Consider the following 20035-nt stretch of genomic DNA (forward strand, 5'->3'; position numbering starts at 1 on the left):
AGGGCACCACCGTGCACCACCACACCGACCCTGTCGTGACCACGGCGCAGGGAGCCGTCCGCGGCCTGCGCCAGGACGACGGCACCGCCGCCTTCCTGAACATTCCCTACGCCGCCCCGCCGCGCGGCGCCGACCGGTTCGCCCCGCCGCGACCGCACGAGCCCTGGGACGGGGTCCGGGACGCCACCGTGCCGGGACCCAACGCGCCCCAGTCCGAGCGCAGGCTCGGCAGCGTCGACATGTCCTCCTACTTCGGCACCGGCTGGAGCCGTGGTGAGGACTACCTCACCGTCAACGTGTGGACGCCCGCGTGGGCGGGGAACGGCCTGCCCGTCATGGTCTTCGTCCACGGCGGCGGCTTCGTCGCCGGATCGACGCGCTCCGCCCTGTACGACGGTTCCGCCTTCGCCCGCGACGGCGTCGTCCTCGTCACCCTCAACTACCGGCTGGGCATCGCCGGTTTCCTCGACCTGCCCGGCGCGCCCGCCAACCGCGGCCTGCTCGACGTGGTCGCCGCCCTGCGCTGGGTGCGGGAGAACATCGCCGCCTTCGGCGGTGACCCCGGCGCGGTCACTGTCTTCGGCCAGTCGGCCGGGGCGACCATCGTCGGCGGTGTCCTCGCCGCCCCGGACGCCACCGGCCTGTTCCGCCGGGCGATCGTCCAGAGCGGCAGTGGCCTGGGCGCGTTCACGTCCGAACAGGCCGCCCGCGTCACCAGGGCCGCCGCCGAGGTCCTTGACGTCAAGCCGCACGCCGACGCCTTCGCCGACATCCCCGACGAGCGCCTCGTCGAGGCCGCCTCCCGGCTCGCGGGCATCGACCTGCGGACCGACACCCACCACGACCCGCTCCTCGGCCTCAGCCCCTTCAGCCTGGTCCTGGACACCCAGCCCGCCGCATCCGTCGCCGCCGGTGCCGGTGCCGGTGCCGGTGTGGACCTGCTCGTCGGGACCAACAGCGAGGAGGGAAACCTCTACCTGGTCCCCGTCGACAAGTACGCCGCCTCCACCGCCGCTGACGTCGACGACGTGGCGAGGCTCTCGCACCCGGACCCGGCGAAGCTCGTCGAGGTGTACCGCGTCTCCCGCCCCGGGGCGTCCTTCGGCGAACTGCGCTCCGCCATCCTGGGCGACGCGCTGTTCGGCGCGGGCAGCCGGGCCTTGGCCGACGCGCACACCGCCCACCCCGGGTCCGCCACCTTCGCCTACGAGTTCGCCTGGCGTTCCGCGGCCCTGAACGGAGAACTCGGTGCCACCCACGCGGTGGAACTCCCCTTCGTCTTCGACCTCGCGCACCTCCCCCAGCTCCAGGGCCCGGCCGCCCTGCTCGGCCCCGACAAGCCCCCCGCGCGGCTCGCCGCCCGCGTGCACGCCACCTGGGTCCGCTTCGCCACGACCGGCCGCCCCGGCTGGGACCCCTACGACACCGGGCGCCGCGCCACGCTGCGCATCGACGCCGACAGCGGCACCGACACCGTCGGGTGGGCTCAGGTCGACGACCCCCGCAGCGAGGAACGCCGCGCCTGGGCCTGAACCGCGGCCGCCGCCACACCCCGCCCCGGCCTCACTCCGTACGACCCAAGCACACGCCGCCCATGGCCAGAATCGTCATCACCACCGAGAACGCGCCCGCTCTGCCCGCCCCGCTAGCCCAGGGCATCCGCAAGGGCCCGCTCCTCCAGGCCTCCGGGCAGCTCCCGCTCGACCCTGAAGCCGCCAGGGCGTCGATCTCCACGAGCAGTCCCGGTGGAAGCGGCATGTAGTCGGTGGTGCGGGCGGGGAACGGTTCGCCGACCACCCTCGCCTGGACTGCCAGCTCCCGCAGGCGTCGCATCCCGTTTCCGCCTTGCAGGTCATTCAAGGACGGCTTGGCCGCGCCGACCGGCAGGACGTACGACTCGACTTCAAGTTCCGCCGTGTCGCCTGCGGTTGCGGTCGCCGGTGCGGCAACTGACACAACAGCCAGTGCTGTCGCAGTCGTCAGCATCCCCTGCCGAGCCGCCACCATGCTCTGTTCAGCAAGCAAACCCCCGAACATGTGCGATGCCGGGCCTCACACCTGGCATCTGGTCACCCCACACCCTTCCGAACACAGAAGCGAAGGCGTGGCAGCACGCCGGTCGTACCTGGATCGCTTCGGACCTTGTCCGAGATCGCCCACCGGGTCTCCCGGGCGTTGGCGGCTTTAAGCCTGACCATACGGGCCAGGAGGACCCACAATGGCAGGTACATGCCGTAGGAGGTCAGCGTGAGTACCGTGCGTTCCAACAGACCCCGTCGAACCATCCTCCGGGCCGTCGTCGTACTGGCGTTGCTCCTGGGCTGGTCCGGCGCCGTCGGATCGGCCGCACATGCTGACCAGCGAGCGGGGCAGCAGGCGGCCGTCGCGGTGCGCGGGGGCGACATCCTCTACAGCACCGGCACCCGCTGCACCGTGGGCTTCAACGCCCGCTCCGGCTCCACGCTGTACGCGCTCGTCTCGGGCCGGTGCGCCCAGGGCGCCCACACCTGGTACGCCGACCCCGCCCTGACCGTCGCCGTCGGCGTCACCGCGGGAGTGAGTTTCCCGGGCAACGACTACGCGAGCATCCGGTACACCAATACGGCGGTCGCCTACCCGGGCGAGGTCTCGCTGGGCGCCGGTGCCGGTACCCGCGACATCACCAACGCGGCGCATCCCGTCGTCGGGCAGTCCATCTGCCACGTCGGGCGGACCACCGGATACCGCTGCGGGGCCGTCCAGGCCGTGAACATCACCGTCAACTACGGCGGGGGAACCGTATACGGGCTGTTCCGGTCGACCGTCTGCTCCGAGCCCGGAGACACCGGCGGCCCGGCTTTCTCAGGCGGCACGGCTCTCGGCATCATCGTCGGCAGCAGCGGGAACTGCAGCTCGGGAGGCTTCACCTACTACCAGCCAGTGGTCGAGTCGCTGTCGGCATACGGCCTGAGCGTCTACTGAGTCAGCTGAGCCGACCGAGCACGTGACACTCCCATGCGGTGCATGCACTGGTGGGGGCCCGACGGACGCCACGGCGACCAGCCGCACCCGTCGCCGCTGCTCGTTTTCAGCCGCATCGGCCCCTGGCTTCGTTCACTTCAGGCAGCAGCGTTTGTCCATCGGTTCGGGTGGCGATGGGCGGTCGGCGGGGCCGTGGATGTGCACGAGAAATGACGTCAGATCCCATCCTTGGACCCGCAGGGCGGAGCAGTACGGGTTGTGGCTCGTTGGAGGGGATGCGAGAGAAGAAGGACGTACCCGGGCAGGTGGGTTGATCGGTCCGCGAGTGTTGATCGCTACCGAGCCTGTTCATTAGCTGGCCTGCATGACTGAGTTAGGGCCCGTCGCCCGGCCGCCTGCCCCGATCAAGACCGGGAGGCTCGCGCTCCGTGAGCCCGAGGCACGCGACCGTGCGGCGGTCATCGAGTTGTTCACCTCGCCCGAGGTGGGCGTTTACAAGGTGGCCCTCGACAGCGTGACGAGTGCGAGCGTGCGGTGCCCGAGACACCCACGCGGCGCCCTGGCCTCTTCGTGATCGGTCTCGACGGCGTGATGATCGGGGTTGTCACGCTCGAGCGGCGCGACCCGGAGCATCCGGTCCACGTCCGCCCCGGGCCCCGGAGGTCGGGCTCGGTTACATGTTCCTGCCGCAGGCGCGGGGACACGGGTGTGCCGCGGAGGCGTGCGCGGCGGCACTCGACTGGTGCGCCAGAGCGCTGCCCGGCGAGCAGGAGGCATCGACGGTCTCGCCGGATGCCTGGATGCGGGCCACTGCGACGCCGTATGCGAAGTACTCGTTGCGCGGGCCGACGACGCGACCGCGACCGCCCGGTCAACGGAATCTGGTTGCGCACGGGAGGGGAACTTCTTCCCCGTTTCACAGCTACTATGGGAGCGCTCCCAAGCGTAGGTGTTCCAAGTGAAGTACCAATGAGGCGGACCGAGTTGATGGCAGGGGCGGGCGGCGAGCAGGGAGTCTGCCGTGAGCCGAGAATCAGGGCCGTTCCCGGGACCGGAGGGCCAGGAGGCGGCCCGGACTGGTGTGCGGGGTGATGTCAGGGTGGGACGGACACGGCTGTTCCAGGGCAGGGCCGCCCGGCGGTGGGTGCCTCTCGATCACCGCCGATGCCGCCCCACACCCGCAGTCGGCCCGCCTTCGGCCAACTCCGCACCGTCGCAACAGGTATGAGCGAGCGATCCCTGCCACGGCGATACCGGGAACACGCCTGGCCGAAGAAGCCCAACCATCCCAACCATCACGTCCCGGAGAACCTGGGCTGGCTATGACGCGACGTCAGATTGCTCTCGCGCCCGGGCCCGCAGGGTTTCCGGCAGCACCACGCAAGCAGGTCGGTCCCCCGTCACTCCACTGAGATGAGGTCTCGTGAACCGAAACCGAGCCGCCGTCAGCGCGGTCGCCGTGACCCTGTTCACCGCCGGTTTCACCGTCGTCCCGGCAGCCACGGCCACCGCCACGGCCACGGCCACGGCCACCGAGGCGAAGGCCCGCGTCGGAGCAGACTGGGCGACTCAGTCGATCGTCTTCACCGCCGCCGCGGGGCAGGCCAACGACCTCAACGTGTTCTCCATGTACACCAGCGACGGAATCCGGCGGATCGGCTTCAGCGACGTGGTCCCGCTCGAACCGGGCGACCACTGTGCGTACTCCAGAGCCGAGGACACCACTTCCGTCGTCTGCGAACTCCCCGCCGACAGTCCCCGGCCCGACAGGATCGACGTCTTCCTCGGCGACGGCCACGACACGGTCGCCGCCTTCACCCCCGGGATCGGCACCGTCAGCGGCGGCCCCGGCGACGACGAACTGCACGCCCACACCGCGCGCACGGTGCTGGGCGGCGCGGGCAACGACATGGTCATGGGACCCGCCGCCCTGCACGGCGGGGACGGTATGGACCACCTGATGGGTGACAGCGGCAACCAGCGGATGTGGGGCGGCCGGGGCGACGACATGATCGAGGGCTACGGCGGTGACGACACCGTGCACGCCGGACCCGGCGATGACCACGCCATGGGCGGGGACGGCCGCGACATCGTCCTCGGTGGCCCCGGCGACGACACCTTGGACGGCGAAGGCGGCGACGACCTCGTCTGCGGTGGCACCGGAGAGGACGTCCTCGAAGGCGGCTCCGGCCGCGACATCGTGCTCCCGTAACGGGGCCGCCATGCCCGAAGGCCCTGGCCCGCGGCGTGAACAGCGTCGCGGGCGCCGAGCCAGCGCTGTCGGCGGCCCGCCTGCTGAGCCGCGTCAGCCGTGGACGCCGCAGACGGCAGGCCCCCGCGCGGCGCGAGGTGACCCGGCGGAGCCGGGCCGTCGAACCTGTCGGTCGGCGCGGGCGCGAGTCTCCACGTCACTCGGCCTACCCGATGTCGAACCTGTCGGTCGGCGCGGGCGCGAGTCTCCACGTCGCTCGGCCTACCCGATGCCGTGCGAACCCGGCGGGTGGGCCAGCGGGAGACCATCGCGGTGGGCGAGACGGCGGCGGTCGGCCAGCCAGGACATCGCGCGCTCGCGGGGAGCGGTTGACCTTGACACGGTGACAAGGCGTTCACTGCTTCCCGAGGAGGTGGTCCCGATGACCATGGGCGGACAGGACACGGACGCGCCGCGGGAGCCGCGGGTGCTGCAGGGGCTGGAGGACAGCCGGGCGTCCGTACGGTTGCGGGCGGCGTTGGCGCTCGGGACGGCGCCCGACCCGTGCTACGTGGACAAGCTCCTCGAACGGTGCGCGGTCGAGGACGAGTTCTTCGTCCTCGACATGCTGACCTGGGCGCTCACCCGCCACCCGGTGTCCTCGACGCTCCCAGGACTGCTGCGTGAGGTCCGCTCGACGCGGGCGCAGGCGCGCGGTCAGGCACTGCACACGCTGTCCAAGCTCGGGGACCGGCGGGCGTGGCCGGCGATCACCCGCGCCCTGTTGTGCGACGCCGACGAGGAGGTGGCCAAGAGTGCCTGGCGGGCCGCGGTCGTACTGGTACCGGAAGGCGAGGAGGCGGCCTTGGCCGCCGTGCTGGCGACGCAGTTGGGGCGCGGTGAGCGGGCGACTCAGTTGAGCCTGAGCCAGGCGCTGGTCGCGCTGGGCGAGGTGAGCGTGCCGTGCCTGCGGGCCGCGGCACAGGCGGGTGACCCGCGCGTACGGGCGCACGCGCACGCCACGCAACGGCTGCTGCGCGACCCGGACGCCGGATTCGAGTGGGCGATCGACCAAGCGAGGCGCGTCGTGGCCCTCACCGGGGCCCCCGGGACGGACGGGGGGAACCGTGCTGATCGGTGAGGTGGCGAGACGGTCCGGGGTCAGTGCCCGCATGCTCCGGCACTACGAATCGCTCGGCCTGGTGCGGCCTTCCGGTCGTACGGGCTCCGGTTACCGGGAGTTCTCCGCGGCCGACATCCGGCGCGTCTTCCAGATCGAGAGCCTGCGGTCGTTGGGGCTGTCGTTGCGGGAGATCGGGCGCGCGCTCGACGACCCCGGGTTCGCGCCCTGCGTGCTCGTCGGCGACCTCATCCGGCAGACCAGCGAGCGCATCGCGGCCGAGACCGAACTGCTCACGCGGTTGCGCCGGATCGACGCCGCGGACCCCGCCGACTGGGAGGACGTCCTGCGGATCGTGGCACTCTTGCAGGCGCTGGGGTCGCAGAACGCCCACGCCCGCCAGCGCGCGGCCCTGTCCCCGGCCGACGGGGTTGCGGCGCCGGTGGACGCCCTGGTCGAGGCGGTGCTGGGCGAGGAGGAGCCGAACGTCGCCGGGGCCCTGCGGTGGGCGCTGGCACGGGCGGGCGAGGGCGGGGTGGCACCGCTGGCGAAGGGCCTCGCCTCACCGGAGAGCGCGGTGCGCCGACGTGCCGTCCAGTCCCTCGCCGTGCTGCCCGGTGACGAGGCGACCGCGTGCCTGCGGGCGGCCCTCACGGACCGCGACTTCGAGGTCCGCGGGCATGCGGCCCTCGCGCTCGGGACACGCGGGGTGGCCGAAGCGGTCCCGACCCTCATGGAGATGATCGTGGCGGGGAGGAACGACACCGACGCGGCCGATGCCCTGAGCGAGCTGGCCGGTGACGCCGCGACGGCCGACCGGATCGTGTCCGGGCTCGTCGACCACCTCGCGCGGGATGCCACCGACGCGCGGGCGCGCGGACGGCTGACCCAGGCCCTGGCGGGGATTCCGGGGACGCGGGTGGCAGGCGTCCTCGCGGAACTGGCGCGGGACGAGGACCGTGCCGTCGCGCTGACGGCCGCTTACCTCCTCCAGCTCCGCGAGGAACGGTGAGGGGCCTCGTGCCGCGGTGGAGCGGCTACAGCGCCCCCACCGCGGCCAGGGCCCCGACGGGCAGGAGCAGCAGCCACTGGGGCAGTCTCAGCCACGGCCTGGTCCACCCCGCCGCCAGCGATATCCACAGGAACACCGCCGCGTAGGCCGTGAAGTGAGCGGCCAGCAGCCAGGCCACCATGTTCGCGCCGGGATGGTGGTACAGCGCGAGGCCGATCAGGGCGGCGGCGGCCAGGACCAGGTCGGCCGTGACCATGTGCCAGACGGAGTGCAGCACCCGGCGCGGTTCGTCCGGCAGGTCACCGGCCAGCAGCGGTCGTACGACGTCACGTCCTCCGGCACGGGCGTGCACCGCGGCGACGCCCGCACTGGTGAGCCCGGCGGCGAGGAACCAGCCGTTCACCGGACCTCGATCCCGCGCGTGACCAGGGCGGCGAGTTGGTCGGCGAGGTCCTGGCCGACCGGTGCGCCGACGAGGCCGACATGGAAGAAGACGGCCCCCGCCAGGGTGTCGAGCACCAGGTCGGCGGGGACGGCGGAGTGGGCCTCTCCGCGCTGGACGGCTCGCTCGAACACCTCCGCCAGACCGGCCTTGGCGGGGCCCAGGAAGTGGCTGCGGATACCGGTCCGCAACTTGGGGCTGGCGGCGAAGTCGGCCAGCAGGCCGGGCAGGGCCGCGGCGGCGGCTGGCGCGGTGAACTCCCCCACCAGGGCGCTGACCAGTGCGGTCAGGTCACCGGCCAGACTTCCGGTGTCCGGCACGGGGGCCGACTCGGTGGCGGTGAAGACCGCCTCGTACACCAGTTCCGCCTTGGTGGACCAGCGCCGGTAGATGGTGTCCTTGCCGGTACCGGCCCGAGCGGCCACCGCGGCGATGGACGTGGCGGCGTAACCGACCTCGGTCACGATGTCGACGGCGGCCCCGAGGATCGCCGCGTGCACGCGTTCATCCCGCGGGCGTCCGCGGGGAGTTGCCACAGCAGTCATGCCTCTTCTTACCATACGGGTCGACCCGTAAGGTAAAAAATGGTGCACGGAGCCTCACCGACCCGACGTACGCGCCTCACGGAAGCAGGCCGGGAGCGTGCCGGGCAGGCGAGGCGTCGATGGCGATGACCCGGGCCAGCGGGTGGTGAACCGCCAGGTGCGCTGCGTGCCGGGCTGCGCCAGCGCCGAGGTCGCCCACGAGTGCGGACCGGCAGCGCGCCGCGGGCGATGGCCTCTCTGCGGAATCTGGCCATCGGCACGCTCCGCTTGGCCGGACGGGGCAACATCGCTGAGAGCCTGCGCCATCACGGGCGGGACATGGCCCGGCCGCTGGCGCCCCTCGGACTCACGTGATCATTTCCCGGCCGATCACGAGAACGACGAAGCCCTGCCCCAGGAGGGCTTCGACGCCGTGACCACCTCCCCACCCAACCACCGGCGCCCCCGGAGCGTCGCGGCAGGGGAAACCCTTTGGCGACGCTTCCGGGAGGTCCACAACGCTGAGGGCCGCGGTCAGGCGCTACGTGACTGAGGCGGGGTGCACGGCACTCCTTACCACGCCACCTGCAGTAATCCAGAGTCAGAACGTGCATATTCCTGACGGATTATGAACTACCGGCAACACGCCGTCCGGCAGGCAGGGTGGTGTGTGCGAGCAACGGCTGATCGGCCCCGTCACTTCAGACGGCGGTGAAGCCGCCGTCTGCGGGTACCACGGCCCCAGTGATGAAGCTGGAGCGTGGTGAGGCGAGGAAGCAGAGGACCTCGGCGATCTCTTCGGGCTGTGCGACTCGGCCCAAGGGCTGGGCGTCGGCGAACGAGGCCAGGTAGGCGCGGCTGTCGGGGCGGATCGTGTCGAGGAAGTCGGTCTCGATGACACCTGCGGCGACAAGGTTGGCGCGGATGCCCCATGGCCCGCCTTCGACGGCGAGCACCTTGGTCAGTTGGGCCAGGGCGCCCTTGGACGCGCTGTAGGCGGCACCTTCGGGCAGGGCGACCGTGCTGGCGTAGGACCCGGTGCTGACGATGCTCCCGCCGCCCCGGCTCTGCATCGTTCGGAAGGCTTCTCGGGCGCAGAGGAAGGATCCGCGGGCGTTGACGGCCATCACGGTGTCCCAATCTTCGGCGGTGGTCTCGGTGACGGGTTTGTTCAGGGTGCGTCCGGCGTTGTTCACCAGGATGTCCAGTCCTCCGAAGGTGTCCAGCGCCGAGCGGACCGCGTGGACGGCGGTCTCCTCCCGCGTGATGTCGCCCCGCATCGCGAGTACGCCGGGGAATTCGTCTTGCAGGGACGTGACGTCGGGACGCAGGTCGACGGCGACGACGCGGGCGCCGCGGGCATGGAGCAGTGCCACGGTCTCCTTGCCCACCCCGCGCGCGGCCCCGGTGACCAGTGCGGTCTTCCCGGCGAACTCGGATGCTTCGGCAGACGCGGCGGTGGGCGTCATGATGAGGTCCTCTCGTAAAGATCGGGGTCGCGCGCAGTTTCCCGCGCTGGCTGTCTGGGCTGCTGTACGGTCACGCACTCACGAGGCAGACGGCACAGGAGATGAGCGCACTTGCCGGGCGTGCGCACGGGTGACGCCGTGGACGCCCGGCGGGCGGGTTGTTCAGTGTGCGGTGAGGCCGCCGTCGACGACGAGTTCCGAGCCGGTGACGAAGGAGGAGTCGTCGCTGGCGAGGAAGAGGATCGCGGGGGCGACCTCATCGGCGCGGCCGGCTCGGCGCATGGGGGTGCGCTGGATGTCCGGTTGCTGGTCGCCCTGCTCCTCCAGGAGGTCCTGGATCATCGGTGTGGCGACCACTCCGGGATGTATCGAGTTGACCCGTACGCCCTGCCGGGCGTACTCGACCGCGGCCGTCTTGCTCAGCAGGCGCACCGCGCCCTTCGACGCCTGGTAGGCCGCCGCCGCGCCGCTGCCCACCAGGCCGAGTACGGACGAGGTGTTGATCACCGACGCGTTGCCGCTCGCTCGCAGCAGCGGCATCGCCGCCTTCATACCGAGCCAGGTGCCTTTCTGGTTCACGTCGATCACGCGGTCCCATGCCTCCTCCCGCGTGTCCTCGATACCCGGCCAGTCCAGGATTCCGGCGAGGTTCACCAGGACGTCCAGGACGCCGAAACGATCACGTACGAGGGCCGTCACCTCCTCCCACTCCCGGGCGGAGGAGACATCGAGGAGGGCGGTCGCCACCTCCGCGCCACCCGCCTCGATGCGCCGCGCCAGCTTCTGGAGGCGTTCCCGGGCTACATCGGTGATCACCAGCCGGGCGCCCTCCTGGGCGAAGAGTTCGGCGGTCGCCGCACCGATCCCCCCGGTCGCGCCCGTGATCAGGGCCACCTTGCCCTCAAGGCGTCGTCCGGTCATGAATACGGTCCTTCCCTTGCGTTTGATACGTCTGTCACCGACTGCTGCTGCCTCAGCAGTCGGTCCGCTCCCACGAGGAGTCGGTCTCCCCGACCGGAGCAGTTGCTGCCCGAACCTTGTTGTCCCGCTACGCTCGCCGCCCCGCTACGACGACTTCTACTCCCGGTGGAGCACGAGGTGTTCGTGGTAGAGCACTCCATCGCGGATGTCCCCTGTGGCGGTGAACCCGGTGTCGTCGACGTAGTCCAGGTGACTACCCGTGACCGTGTAACGGCCGGTGTACGCACTGGCCCGCTCGCCGCGAGCCTCGTCGTAACGGCCGTCCGGCAGCAGCTCCTGCCGAATGTGCCCGTCCTCGGTCACCCACATACCGACCACGTCCACGTGGCCGTCCTCGATCGCGGCCATGGCGGCCCCCTCTCCTCGAACGGTGCGGTCCCTCCCGCTCCACCGAGTCTGCGCAGGTCAGCGGCGACGAACCAGGACGCGTGCTGCCTGGGTGCACCACACCCAGGCAGCCCACCGGCGCACTGCCTAGCCTGAACGCATGGACGACAACCATCTGGGGGACTTCCTGCGCGCACGCCGCGCCGCCCTGCGCCCGCACGACGTCGGCATGCCGAGCCACGGGCCCCGCAGAGTCGCCGGACTGCGCCGCGAGGAGGTCGCCATCCTGGCCGGAGTGAACGCCGACTACTACACCCGCCTCGAACAAGGCCGCGAACGCAACCCCTCGCCCCAGGTGATAGACGCCCTCAGCCACGCGCTGCACCTCGACGAGGACGCCAGGGCGCACCTGTACCGGCTGGCTGGGGCCACGCCCGGCGACCGACTCTCGCCTCACTCCACTGGCCGCGTCAGCCCCGCCCTGCGACAGCTGATGGACGGCTACCCCAACACCCCGGCGTTCGTCATGAACCGAACCCTCGACCTCCTCGCAGTCAACGCACTGGCCCAGGCCCTCTACTCGGCGTTCACCCCGGCGGACAACCTCGCCCGCATGACCTTCCTCGACCCCGCCGGCCCTACCTTCTACACGGACTGGAACCGGGCGGCACAAGCCACCGTCGCCAACCTCCGCGAGGCGAGCGGCTTCGAACCGGACAACCCTCGGCTGCGCGAACTCGTCGGCACCCTCACCGAGCACAGCGCGGACTTCGCGCGCATGTGGCAGTCCCACACCGTGCGAGGCAAGACGCAGGACGCCAAACACTTCCTCCACCCGGACGTCGGCCCGCTCACGCTCACCTACCAGGCGTTCGACGTACGCGAGGCACCCGGCCAGCAGCTCGTCATCTACCACGCCGAACCGGGCAGCCCCAGCGCCCACTCCCTCCACCTGCTCGGCTCCCTCCACGCCACCCGGCGCCGAGACCGCTCCCAGCGCACAGCTGATCAGCCAACACAACCCAGAGACCCGCACCGATAGTGCGACTTACCTCAGCGCGTCCCATAGGTGGCTGCTCGTGAAACACCCGGCCTCCCGGTGGCCCACCTTCGCCCAGCTCCTCGTGGTCTCTGTGGTCGTCGCCGCGGCCGACATCGCCTTCCGGGTGGCGAGCGGCGCGTATCTGAAGGCGCTCCCGTCGCCGGAGCGCCTGCTCGTCGCCCACAGCCGGTTCGCGTCGACGACCTGGACCGCGACCATGGTCGGCCTCCCGCTCGGCGGCGCCGCGATCGGGCTGTTCGGACCGGTGACGACCGTGGTCGCCGACGCGGTGAGCTATCCGCTCTCGGCGCTGGGCATCCGCTCCACCGGCGGCAAGGGCCCCCGCCCGGTCCGGCGTGCCACGGCCGCGCGGACACGACCTGCTCGAAGGCTGGCGCCACCTCCTCACCCACCCCGTGCTGCGCCCGCTGTTCCTGCACGCGATCGCGGTCAACGGCCTGATCATGGCCAGTGAACCGCTGCTCGCCGTGCTGCTGCTCGGTCCCCTCGGGTTCGCGCCGTGGCAGTACGGTCTCGTCTTCGCCGTGCCGTGTGTCGGTGGCCTCGTCGGCTCCCGGCTCGCGTGGCCACTCGCGGCGCGGTACGGGCAGCGCGAGGTGCTCCGTACCGCGGGGGCGCTGCGCGTCTGCTGGCGTCTCGGGCTCGCGTTCGTCCAGCCCAGCTCACCGGGATGGTGCTCGTCATGGCGATCAGTGCGGGCTGGTCACCAGCTGCGCCCCGTTCAACCCGCTTCTGGCCACCTACCGGCTGGAGCACACCGGCCGCCTGGTCGGTCAGTGCCAGCGTCAGCATCACCGCCCTGGCCGCCGTGTGGGGACTGCTCGCTGCCATGACCGGCCCGCGTACAGCGATCGCCGCCGCGGGAGTCCTCCTGCTCGCCATCCCGTTGTCGTTGCCGCTCCCCCGGCGCTAGGAATGGTCGGGCGGCGGTTCGCTCTGGGACGGTACGGCGTCGGGTTCCGCGAAGAACTGCCAGATCGTGATGATGGCGATGATCTGGCCGACGAGGTAGGCGACCTGGAGGGAGTAGTACCGCATCTGGTAGACGGACAGGAGCAGGCCCAGGCGGCTCTGCCAGTACCGTCGCTCGCCCCGGAACGTGTCGAGGTCGAGCGCGACCGCGGTCACCGTGAGGACGAACAGCATGGTCGAGATCTGGAGCGCCAGGTTGGTCGCGCCCTCGCGGGTGAACCAGCCGACCAGCCCGTCGAGCGCCGCGGGGGCGGCGAACGCCAGGGCGACCGGGATCGCCTTGCTCGCTCCCCTGCGCCCGGGCAGCACACGCCACAGGGCGCCCAGGACGAAGCCCGCCGCGGCGAACGAGGCCAGCCAGGTGATGAGCCCGGCGGTCAGACCGGGCAGGCCGACGAGGTCCGACAGCGTGTTCTGCCAGGCCTCTCCCCTGATCCACTCGGCCCAGGTGTTCAGACCGGCGGCCGGAAGCCCCGGCAGCAGCGCGAGGCGGGCGCCCCGCACGCCGTTGCCCCACCAGTCGTCCCGTGGGCCCAGCGCGAGGGCCGCGTCCACCACGGACACGGTGGCCGGGAGCCGCTCGGGCGCGGTCCCCGGGACGCTGATCGCCGCCCAGTCGTGGAGGTCCTCCAAGTCCCCTTCCAGGGCCGCCCGTTCGGGCGGCGTGTCGCCGAAGAGGCCTTGGTCCAGGCGGCGCAGCTCGGCGTGTATCTCACGGTAGGCACGGGCCTTGGTGAGGAGCTTCTGCCGGGTCACCGGTCCCACTACGGCGGACAGGGGCCGCTGGGAGACCTCGAAGGGCTGGGCCAGGACGGAGCGGTGGGCCAGGAGGGTCGTCGCCCCGTACAGGGCGAGCATGTAGAGGGGTGTCCAGAGGGATTCGAGCAGGGCGTTGCCGAGGTGGTTGTCGACGTCCAGACCGACCGCGAGCGGGAAGAAGGCGAGGAACAGCAGGCGGTCCGCCGGGTCGGCGAGCGGTGACAGCGAGTCATGGGGGCCGGAGGCGCGCCATGCGCTGAACACGGCGACCACGGCCAGACCGGTGAGCAGCCAGCCGTGGTCGGCGATGATCCAGTCGTCGAGGTAGGAGACCGACCACATCGCCTCCCAGAAGAAGTCCGCCCGGTGGTCGGCACCGTACTCGGCGTCCATCGGGTTGCTCAGCCAGCTGGCGCGTTGCCAGTTGCGTTCCTCGGCCACCGCGAAGTACACGGCCATGAGCGCCGCGACCGAGAGGACCGTCGGCAGGGCCGTGCGAAGTGTCAGTTCCCGGTCCTGGCCCGGGTGGTGGCGGCTCTTGGGCAGCAGCTCTCCGTCCGTCGCCAGCCGCCAGGCCGCGGCCACGAAGGCGAGGAGCAGCAGGGCCACGAGGCTGAAGGAGCCGCCGGTCTGGAGCGCGAGTCCCGCTTCCAGCGACCCGTAACCGGTCTCCGACACGAGATAGCTGCTCGGCGGCACGATGACCGCGCACAGCAGGACCGTGGTCGTCAGCGCGACGAGCGCCAACGCGACGGCCGCCCAGCGGAGCCGCCGCGAGGGACGGGCGAAGCGGAGCAGGAGGACGGCGCACAGCAGGGCCAGGCCGTGTTCGAAGACGAGTTGCCCGTCGAAGTCGAGCCAGGCGTCCGTGCGTTCCAGGGACCGCTCGACGAGGCCTTCCATCTGGGCGAACAGGTAGAGGGGGACGGTGGTCAGGGCCCACCGACTGAGGTTGCGCACGGTGCGCCGCTGGGCGTCGGTCCGGGTGCCGGGACGGGCGCGGTAGCGCCGGGCCGCCGCCAGCAGCAGGCCGGACATCGCGCCGACCCAGAGCAGGGAGCCCAGGAGGTCCAGTCCCAGCCCGGTGACCTGACTTCCCTCGGCGGCCCAGGAGCGCTGCCAGGACGGCCGTGTCGTGACGGTCAGGTCCAGTTCCTCGGGGAGCGCCTCCAGCACGGGCTCGTTCGCGTGCACCACCCGGCCCGGCCGCCACACCAGCGCGGTGGCGCCGTGGCCGGTCCTGGGCTCGGGTTCGGCCCGCTCGGCTCCGGGCCGTCCCGGGTCCACGGTGATCCGGTCCCACCGGGCGCCCCACAGGGCGGACGGCGCCATGAGTTCCAGGGACCAGCGCCCCGTGGCGTGCGACTCTATCCGCCACACCCCTATCTCGATGTCGAAGCTGTGGTCGACCCAGCCGTAGGCCTCGTAGGCGACCTTGACCCGGCCGCCCCGGGAAGTGACGGACGGAGGTCCGTCCCGCCACTCCGACCAGCGCTCGCCATCGAGGTCGGGGGAGGTTGCTGGGCTCTGTGTCCCCCTGCTGAGACAGGACATGGCTCTGACATACCGGTGGCTGCGCTCGCTGAGCAGCAGGTCGTGTGCGAGCGGCCAGGTGCCGGGGACGTCCACGGTGAGGTCGGTGACGATCTTCGAGTACGTGCGGTCGTCGTGCTCCAGCCGCACCGACGTGGTGACCCTGGCCCCGGCGAGTCCGGTGCTCAGGCACACGTCGCGCGGGGAGGACTCCCCCGCGTGCGCGGACCCGGGTGCGCCCCACACGTACAGCAGGCACAGGGCCATGGACACGGCCCACCCGCACACACGACTCGTCAACGAACCTGCTCCCCCCACCACAGGATCCGGTACGGCACATCATGACGTATGCCACTGACACCCGTGTGACACCCGTGCCCGCGCGGGCCGTACCGTCCCCTGGTGCGGGGCCTGTTACCGGGCCTGTTACTGACCGACCCGTCCGTCGACGCACTCGCGCAGCAGGTCGGCGTGCCCGCAGTGCCGGGCGTACTCCTCGATCCGGTGCACCAGCAGCTCGCGCACCGCGATGTTCTCCCTGCCGACCCGCGCTCCGAGGTCCGGGTGCGCGGCCAGGACGGCGTCGGTCGCGGCCTGCTCGCGCTCCAGGTCCCGGTACGCGGCGTCGACCACGGCCTGGTCGCCCACCGCCTCGTCGAAGTCCGCGTCACGCCTGCCGTAGAGCTTCGGCAGCAGGTCGCCCTCGGTGATCCAGTTGCGCCAGTCCCGCTCCACCTCCGCGAGGTGCCGCACCAACCCGAGCAGCGACATCGTCGACGGCGGCACCGAGCGCCGGGCCAGTTGTTCGGCGTCGAGACCCTCGCACTTCATCAGCAGGGTCTTGCGGTAGTTGACCAGGAAGTCCTCCAGCGTCGCCAGCTCGCCCTCCGGGCCGGGGCCTTCGCTGTCGCGGGGGTCGTCGCCGGGGTCGGCCCACATGTCGGGGTAGACGGTCGCCTGGGTCCAGCGTGTGGGTTGTTCACTCATGCGCGCCATGCTGGTCCGTGCGGGTCCCGGCCGCCAGGCATTTATCCGGTGGCGTTGGCGGGGTGCCGTCCCGGTCGGCGGAGGCGGGCGGTTCACTGTGGGGTCGGGCCGGTGGGCAGTTCCTGGGTGCCGAGTACGCGCAGCAGGTCCAGGCGTTCGCGGGTCTCGGTGTCCGCCGGGGTGAGGACCAGCAGTTGCTGTCCCTGGTCCGGGGTGACCAGGGTCTCGCAGTCCATCCGCAGACGGCCCACCCATGGGTGCAGGAAGGTCTTGCGGTCGCTGCGCCGGACCGCCACCTCGTGCTCGGCCCACAGGCGCCGGAAGTCGGCGCTCTCGCTCTGGAGCCGTTCGATGAGGGCGGTGACCGTGGGGTCGCCGGAGCGACGGCCCGCGGTGGCGCGCAGGTCGGCCACGAGCCGTCGGGCGTACTGCTCGTGCTCCTCGGGCGGGTTGACGGCGCGGAGCGCGGGGTCGGTGAACCAGCGGTACACGGCGTAGCGCCGGTCACCGGTGAAGTCGGTGTGGTCGCCGGTCAGCAGCAGGGCCGCCCGGTTCTGAGCGAGGATCTCGCCGAGGTCGGACAGCACCAGGGCCGGGGTGTCGCCGAGCAGGTCGAGCATGCGCACCAGCCCGGCGCGCGCGAGGCGGGCCACCCCGTCGGCGGGCGGGGGCTGGTGTCCGGCCAGGTGGAACAGGTGGTCGCGCTCGTCGTCGGACAGGCGCAGGGTCCTGGCCAGGGCGCCGAGCAGCTGGGTTGAGGGGTGGCTGCTGCGGCCCTGCTCGAGGCGTACGACGTAGTCCACCGACACTCCGGCGAGCATCGCCACCTCTTCGCGGCGCAGGCCGCTGGTGCGGCGGCGCGGGCCGTCGGCGATGCCCACCTCGGCCGGACGGATCGCCTCGCGGCGGCGGCGCAGGAAGTCGGCGAGTTCGTCACGCTGCATGTCCCAAGGGTCCCTCGTGACCGGGAGCCCAGCCAGGGAGCGGCGCTCCCATGATGAAGGCTCCTCTCCCGTGCCCCACGGCGCGCTCCCACAGTGGGGGCAGACCGACGACACGAGGAGCATGTGATGCAGTTTCGCACCCTGGGCAGCACCGGCCCGACCGTCTCCGCCCTGGGCCTGGGCGCCATGAGCATGTCGGGGGCGTACGGCGGTGCCGACCGCGCCGAGAGCATCGCCACCGTGCATGCCGCGCTGGAGGCCGGGGTCACACTGATCGACACCGCCGACTTCTACGCCATGGGCCACAACGAGCTGCTGCTCGCGGAGGCGCTGCGCGGCCGGGACCGGGACAGCTACCGGCTGAGCGTCAAGTTCGGCATGCTGCGCGGGCCGGGCCCGCACTTCGGCGGCCAGGACGGCCGTCCCGAGGCGGTGAAGAACTTCCTGGCCTACTCGCTGACCCGGCTGGGCACCGACCACATCGACATCTACCGTCCCGCCCGGCTCGACCCGGCGGTGCCCGTCGAGGAGACGGTGGGCGCGATCAAGGAAATGATCGACGCCGGGTACGTGCGGCACCTCGGTCTGTCGGAGGTCGACGCGGCGACGGTCCGGCGGGCGCACGCCGTGCATCCGGTGGCGGACCTCCAGATCGAGTACTCGCTGATCTCCCGCGGCGTGGAGGCGGAGATCCTGCCCACGCTCCGGGAGCTGGGCATCGGCCTGACCGCGTACGGCGTCCTCAGCCGGGGTCTGATCTCCGGGCACTGGTCGCCCGAGCGGGCCGCCGGGCCCGGCGACAGCCGCGCCCACAATCCCCGGTTCACCAGCGGGAACGTGGAGCACAACCTCGCCCTGGTGGAGGCGCTGCGCCGGATCGCCGCAGCGAAGGGGTGCACCGTCGCGCAGCTCGCCATCGCCTGGGTGGCCGCCCAGGGCGTGGACATCGTGCCGCTGGTCGGCGCGCGCACCCGCGAGCGGCTGGCGGAGGCGCTGCCCGCGCTGGGGCTGGACCTCACCGCGGACGACCTCGCCGAGATCGAGAAGGCGGTGCCTCTGGGCGCGGCGCGTGGCGACCGCTATCCGTCCGCGTTCATGTCCGGGCTCGGCGTGGGGAACTGACACACCACATCCGGTCTCACGGCCGCCCGTACACGTCCCGGAGCCTCCCCACGAAGAACCACCCGCAGCGGTCCAGCGCCGCCCGGCCGCCCGGGCCGGTCGTCCGGAAGGTCGTCCGGAAGGTCGTCCGGAAGGTCGTCAACTGGTGCAGGAGGTCGGTGGGCCGGATGCTCAGGCGCCCCGCGCCGATGACGGCGTCCGGCCCGTCTTCCCCGCCGTCGCCGTCCAGGAGTCGGAAGGGCAGGGTCGTCGTCTCACGACGACCACGGCGGTACGGGAGTCAACTCCCGCGGTACGTCAGCCGTCGCCGGTGCCCGGGGTCACCAGGCCCGTCTCGTACGCCACCACGACGGCCTGCGCCCTGCTGCCCAGGTCCAGCTTGGTCATGGTGCGGTTGAGGTGCGTCTTGACGGTCGCCTCGCTGATGAACAGCTGGTCGGCGAACTCCGGGTTGGACATGCCGCGGAACGCGACGGCCCCGTTCGCGAGGACGACCAACGCGTAGGCGAACGCGCCCAGTTCCCGGTGGCCCTGCTGCCCGGCCTCCATCCCGAGGAGCACGGCGACACCGGTCTGCGCCACAGCGATCAGGGACGTCGACGGCGAACGGGGGGATCCGCACCGGCGCAGCGTATCCCCGGACCTGACGGCGGTCGTCAAACGAGGGCGGTAGAGGGACGCGTACCGCGAAAGTCGTACGTCGCGTCCGGCTACCGCGCTGGTGTACGGAAAGGTCAGCCCCACACCGGACGACGGCGCGGCCCGTCCCCCGCAGCGTCTCGTTCCAGCACCACGGCGGTACGGGCCTGCGCTCCACGCCGCTGCCATGTGACCGACCGCGGGCGGTGCGGGCTGGGCCTCGGGGGCGCGGCCCGTGGTCGGTGGTGTTCTCCCGGGACCCGGGACAGCTCCGTGGTACCGCTGGTACCGTGGGGGCCATGTCGGATCCCAAGGCGATGAATCTGCGCTTCCCCGACCCCGCGCAGCGGGCGGCCATCGCGGCCGCCGCGAAGCAGGCGGGGGTCAGCATGCAGGAGTACATCCTGTCGGCCGCCTACGACCGCGCGACCGCGGTGGAGCGGCGGTTCCTGGAGGGCTTCCGGGCGTCCATGGCCCGTAGCGGCGCCGCCTTCGCGGCCGAGCCCAGCAGCGTGGATCCCGGCGCCGAACAGCGGGCGGCCGAGGCGGAGGCACGGCGCGACCTCGAGCAGCAGGAGCGAGGGCACGCCGCGTGACCCAGCCGGAACCGCCGCACCCGCTCGACGTCACCTTCCTGCTGCACGCCGCCGAGCTGCTCGACGGTGATCCCCAGGTCGACGACTACGGCCCGCTCTACGCCGCCGTCGCCCGCGTCAACGCCCGGGCGATGGAGCGCGACATCTACGGCTCGCCGCACCTGAAGGCCGCGGCACTGCTGCAGACCCTGGCGAAGCTGCCGTGCCTGGAACACTCCAACGAGGCCTTCGCCTGGCACACCACCGAGGCCTATCTGATCCTCAACGGCCATGGACTCGACTACCCGCCCAAGGCGGCCGTGGCGCTGGTACGCGACGCGGCCTCGGGAGCGCTCGGCGTGGCCCGGATCGCCCGCGAGCTGCGCGGGTGGGCCGCCGCCTGACCGCCCGACG

Annotated in this window: 18 protein-coding genes and 3 pseudogenes; 12 read left to right on the plus strand and 9 right to left on the minus strand. The window is 71.8% G+C overall.

Features of this window, described 5'->3' with window-relative positions:
* Window positions 1–11 precede the first annotated feature (11 nt).
* The 7 genes and pseudogenes from ACFVQG_RS27375 to ACFVQG_RS27405 all read left to right on the plus strand — a co-directional run bounded on the left by ACFVQG_RS27375 (window position 12) and on the right by ACFVQG_RS27405 (window position 7284).
* Window positions 12–1532 carry a carboxylesterase/lipase family protein gene (locus ACFVQG_RS27375; RefSeq protein WP_383388829.1) on the plus strand — a complete coding sequence of 507 codons (1521 nt, stop codon included), beginning with the start codon at window positions 12–14 and terminating at the stop codon, window positions 1530–1532.
* Between the two features lie 62 nt (window positions 1533–1594).
* Window positions 1595–1762: a hypothetical protein gene (locus tag ACFVQG_RS27380; RefSeq protein ID WP_383388361.1), complete on the plus strand. Its 168-nt coding sequence runs from the start codon at window positions 1595–1597 to the stop codon at window positions 1760–1762.
* A 485-nt stretch (window positions 1763–2247) separates the two neighbouring features.
* Entirely contained in the window at window positions 2248–2961 is a 714-nt protein-coding gene (locus tag ACFVQG_RS27385; protein ID WP_383388362.1) for a S1 family peptidase, read from the plus strand.
* Window positions 2962–3325: 364 nt separating this feature from the next.
* A pseudogene (locus ACFVQG_RS27390) lies at window positions 3326–3728 on the plus strand (GNAT family N-acetyltransferase); the annotation flags it as partial.
* A 656-nt stretch (window positions 3729–4384) separates the two neighbouring features.
* Window positions 4385–5173: a calcium-binding protein gene (locus ACFVQG_RS27395; RefSeq protein WP_383388364.1), complete on the plus strand. Its 789-nt coding sequence runs from the start codon at window positions 4385–4387 to the stop codon at window positions 5171–5173.
* 421 nt (window positions 5174–5594) lie between these two features.
* Entirely contained in the window at window positions 5595–6293 is a 699-nt protein-coding gene (locus ACFVQG_RS27400) for a HEAT repeat domain-containing protein (protein ID WP_383388366.1), read from the plus strand.
* Window positions 6280–7284: a HEAT repeat domain-containing protein gene (locus ACFVQG_RS27405; RefSeq protein ID WP_383388368.1), complete on the plus strand. Its 1005-nt coding sequence runs from the start codon at window positions 6280–6282 to the stop codon at window positions 7282–7284. Before ACFVQG_RS27400 ends, ACFVQG_RS27405 begins: the two co-directional genes overlap by 14 nt.
* Window positions 7285–7309: 25 nt before the next feature.
* Here ACFVQG_RS27405 and ACFVQG_RS27410 read toward each other — a convergent pair whose 3' ends face one another.
* The 5 genes from ACFVQG_RS27410 to ACFVQG_RS27430 all read right to left on the minus strand — a co-directional run bounded on the left by ACFVQG_RS27410 (window position 7310) and on the right by ACFVQG_RS27430 (window position 11048).
* Entirely contained in the window at window positions 7310–7687 is a 378-nt protein-coding gene (locus tag ACFVQG_RS27410) for a hypothetical protein (RefSeq protein ID WP_383388373.1), read from the minus strand.
* Window positions 7684–8271, minus strand: coding sequence for a TetR-like C-terminal domain-containing protein (locus tag ACFVQG_RS27415; protein WP_383388375.1), 588 nt, complete (start codon window positions 8269–8271; stop codon window positions 7684–7686). Before ACFVQG_RS27415 ends, ACFVQG_RS27410 begins: the two co-directional genes overlap by 4 nt.
* Before the next feature lie 680 nt (window positions 8272–8951).
* Entirely contained in the window at window positions 8952–9719 is a 768-nt protein-coding gene (locus ACFVQG_RS27420; protein ID WP_383388377.1) for an SDR family NAD(P)-dependent oxidoreductase, read from the minus strand.
* 162 nt (window positions 9720–9881) lie between these two features.
* The gene (locus ACFVQG_RS27425) at window positions 9882–10640 is read right to left on the minus strand and encodes an SDR family NAD(P)-dependent oxidoreductase (RefSeq protein ID WP_383388379.1); all 759 of its coding nucleotides are present in this window, start codon (window positions 10638–10640) and stop codon (window positions 9882–9884) included.
* Window positions 10641–10796: 156 nt separating this feature from the next.
* Window positions 10797–11048, minus strand: coding sequence for an Atu4866 domain-containing protein (locus ACFVQG_RS27430; RefSeq protein WP_383388381.1), 252 nt, complete (start codon window positions 11046–11048; stop codon window positions 10797–10799).
* A 139-nt stretch (window positions 11049–11187) separates the two neighbouring features.
* Here ACFVQG_RS27430 and ACFVQG_RS27435 point away from each other — a divergent pair, with 139 nt between their 5' ends.
* Window positions 11188–12069: a helix-turn-helix transcriptional regulator gene (locus tag ACFVQG_RS27435; RefSeq protein ID WP_383388383.1), complete on the plus strand. Its 882-nt coding sequence runs from the start codon at window positions 11188–11190 to the stop codon at window positions 12067–12069.
* A 64-nt stretch (window positions 12070–12133) separates the two neighbouring features.
* Window positions 12134–13003 (plus strand): annotated as a pseudogene (locus tag ACFVQG_RS27440) (MFS transporter); the annotation flags it as partial.
* On the opposite strand, the gene ACFVQG_RS27445 reads toward ACFVQG_RS27440, so the two are convergent.
* From ACFVQG_RS27445 to ACFVQG_RS27455, 3 genes are all read right to left on the minus strand, one after another.
* Window positions 13000–15654 (minus strand): DUF6185 family protein, encoded by a 2655-nt coding sequence (locus ACFVQG_RS27445; RefSeq protein ID WP_383388385.1) that lies wholly within the window; start codon window positions 15652–15654, stop codon window positions 13000–13002. The pseudogene ACFVQG_RS27440 and the gene ACFVQG_RS27445 sit on opposite strands and share 4 nt — an antisense overlap.
* A 126-nt stretch (window positions 15655–15780) precedes the next feature.
* Window positions 15781–16341 carry a DinB family protein gene (locus tag ACFVQG_RS27450; RefSeq protein ID WP_383388387.1) on the minus strand — a complete coding sequence of 187 codons (561 nt, stop codon included), beginning with the start codon at window positions 16339–16341 and terminating at the stop codon, window positions 15781–15783.
* 92 nt (window positions 16342–16433) lie between these two features.
* Window positions 16434–17285, minus strand: coding sequence for a helix-turn-helix transcriptional regulator (locus ACFVQG_RS27455; protein WP_383388389.1), 852 nt, complete (start codon window positions 17283–17285; stop codon window positions 16434–16436).
* Window positions 17286–17411: 126 nt separating this feature from the next.
* Between ACFVQG_RS27455 and ACFVQG_RS27460 the strand changes: the two genes are divergently transcribed.
* Window positions 17412–18407 carry an aldo/keto reductase gene (locus ACFVQG_RS27460; protein ID WP_383388391.1) on the plus strand — a complete coding sequence of 332 codons (996 nt, stop codon included), beginning with the start codon at window positions 17412–17414 and terminating at the stop codon, window positions 18405–18407.
* A 297-nt stretch (window positions 18408–18704) separates the two neighbouring features.
* Here the strand turns inward: ACFVQG_RS27460 and ACFVQG_RS27465 are convergent.
* A pseudogene (locus ACFVQG_RS27465) lies at window positions 18705–18872 on the minus strand (response regulator transcription factor); the annotation flags it as partial.
* Between the two features lie 473 nt (window positions 18873–19345).
* Between ACFVQG_RS27465 and ACFVQG_RS27470 the strand changes: the two are divergent.
* The gene (locus ACFVQG_RS27470; RefSeq protein ID WP_383388392.1) at window positions 19346–19642 is read left to right on the plus strand and encodes a DUF1778 domain-containing protein; all 297 of its coding nucleotides are present in this window, start codon (window positions 19346–19348) and stop codon (window positions 19640–19642) included.
* Window positions 19639–20025 (plus strand): fic family toxin-antitoxin system, toxin component, encoded by a 387-nt coding sequence (locus tag ACFVQG_RS27475; protein WP_383388394.1) that lies wholly within the window; start codon window positions 19639–19641, stop codon window positions 20023–20025. The genes ACFVQG_RS27470 and ACFVQG_RS27475 overlap by 4 nt, the downstream gene beginning before the upstream one ends.
* Window positions 20026–20035: the final 10 nt, after the last annotated feature.

Origin of the sequence: Streptomyces sp. NPDC057877, assembly GCF_042796855.1 — a bacterium.
Classification (GTDB): domain Bacteria; phylum Actinomycetota; class Actinomycetes; order Streptomycetales; family Streptomycetaceae; genus Streptomyces.

Coding starts and splice junctions, on each gene's coding strand:
- ACFVQG_RS27400 (WP_383388366.1), top strand. CDS start 5,595: ATGACCATGGGCGGACAGGACACGGACGCGCCGCGGGAGCCGCGGGTG.
- ACFVQG_RS27470 (WP_383388392.1), top strand. CDS start 19,346: ATGTCGGATCCCAAGGCGATGAATCTGCGCTTCCCCGACCCCGCGCAG.
- ACFVQG_RS27430 (WP_383388381.1), bottom strand. CDS start 11,048: ATGGCCGCGATCGAGGACGGCCACGTGGACGTGGTCGGTATGTGGGTG.
- ACFVQG_RS27455 (WP_383388389.1), bottom strand. CDS start 17,285: ATGCAGCGTGACGAACTCGCCGACTTCCTGCGCCGCCGCCGCGAGGCG.
- ACFVQG_RS27380 (WP_383388361.1), top strand. CDS start 1,595: ATGGCCAGAATCGTCATCACCACCGAGAACGCGCCCGCTCTGCCCGCC.
- ACFVQG_RS27415 (WP_383388375.1), bottom strand. CDS start 8,271: ATGACTGCTGTGGCAACTCCCCGCGGACGCCCGCGGGATGAACGCGTG.
- ACFVQG_RS27460 (WP_383388391.1), top strand. CDS start 17,412: ATGCAGTTTCGCACCCTGGGCAGCACCGGCCCGACCGTCTCCGCCCTG.
- ACFVQG_RS27450 (WP_383388387.1), bottom strand. CDS start 16,341: ATGAGTGAACAACCCACACGCTGGACCCAGGCGACCGTCTACCCCGAC.
- ACFVQG_RS27420 (WP_383388377.1), bottom strand. CDS start 9,719: ATGACGCCCACCGCCGCGTCTGCCGAAGCATCCGAGTTCGCCGGGAAG.
- ACFVQG_RS27435 (WP_383388383.1), top strand. CDS start 11,188: ATGGACGACAACCATCTGGGGGACTTCCTGCGCGCACGCCGCGCCGCC.
- ACFVQG_RS27425 (WP_383388379.1), bottom strand. CDS start 10,640: ATGACCGGACGACGCCTTGAGGGCAAGGTGGCCCTGATCACGGGCGCG.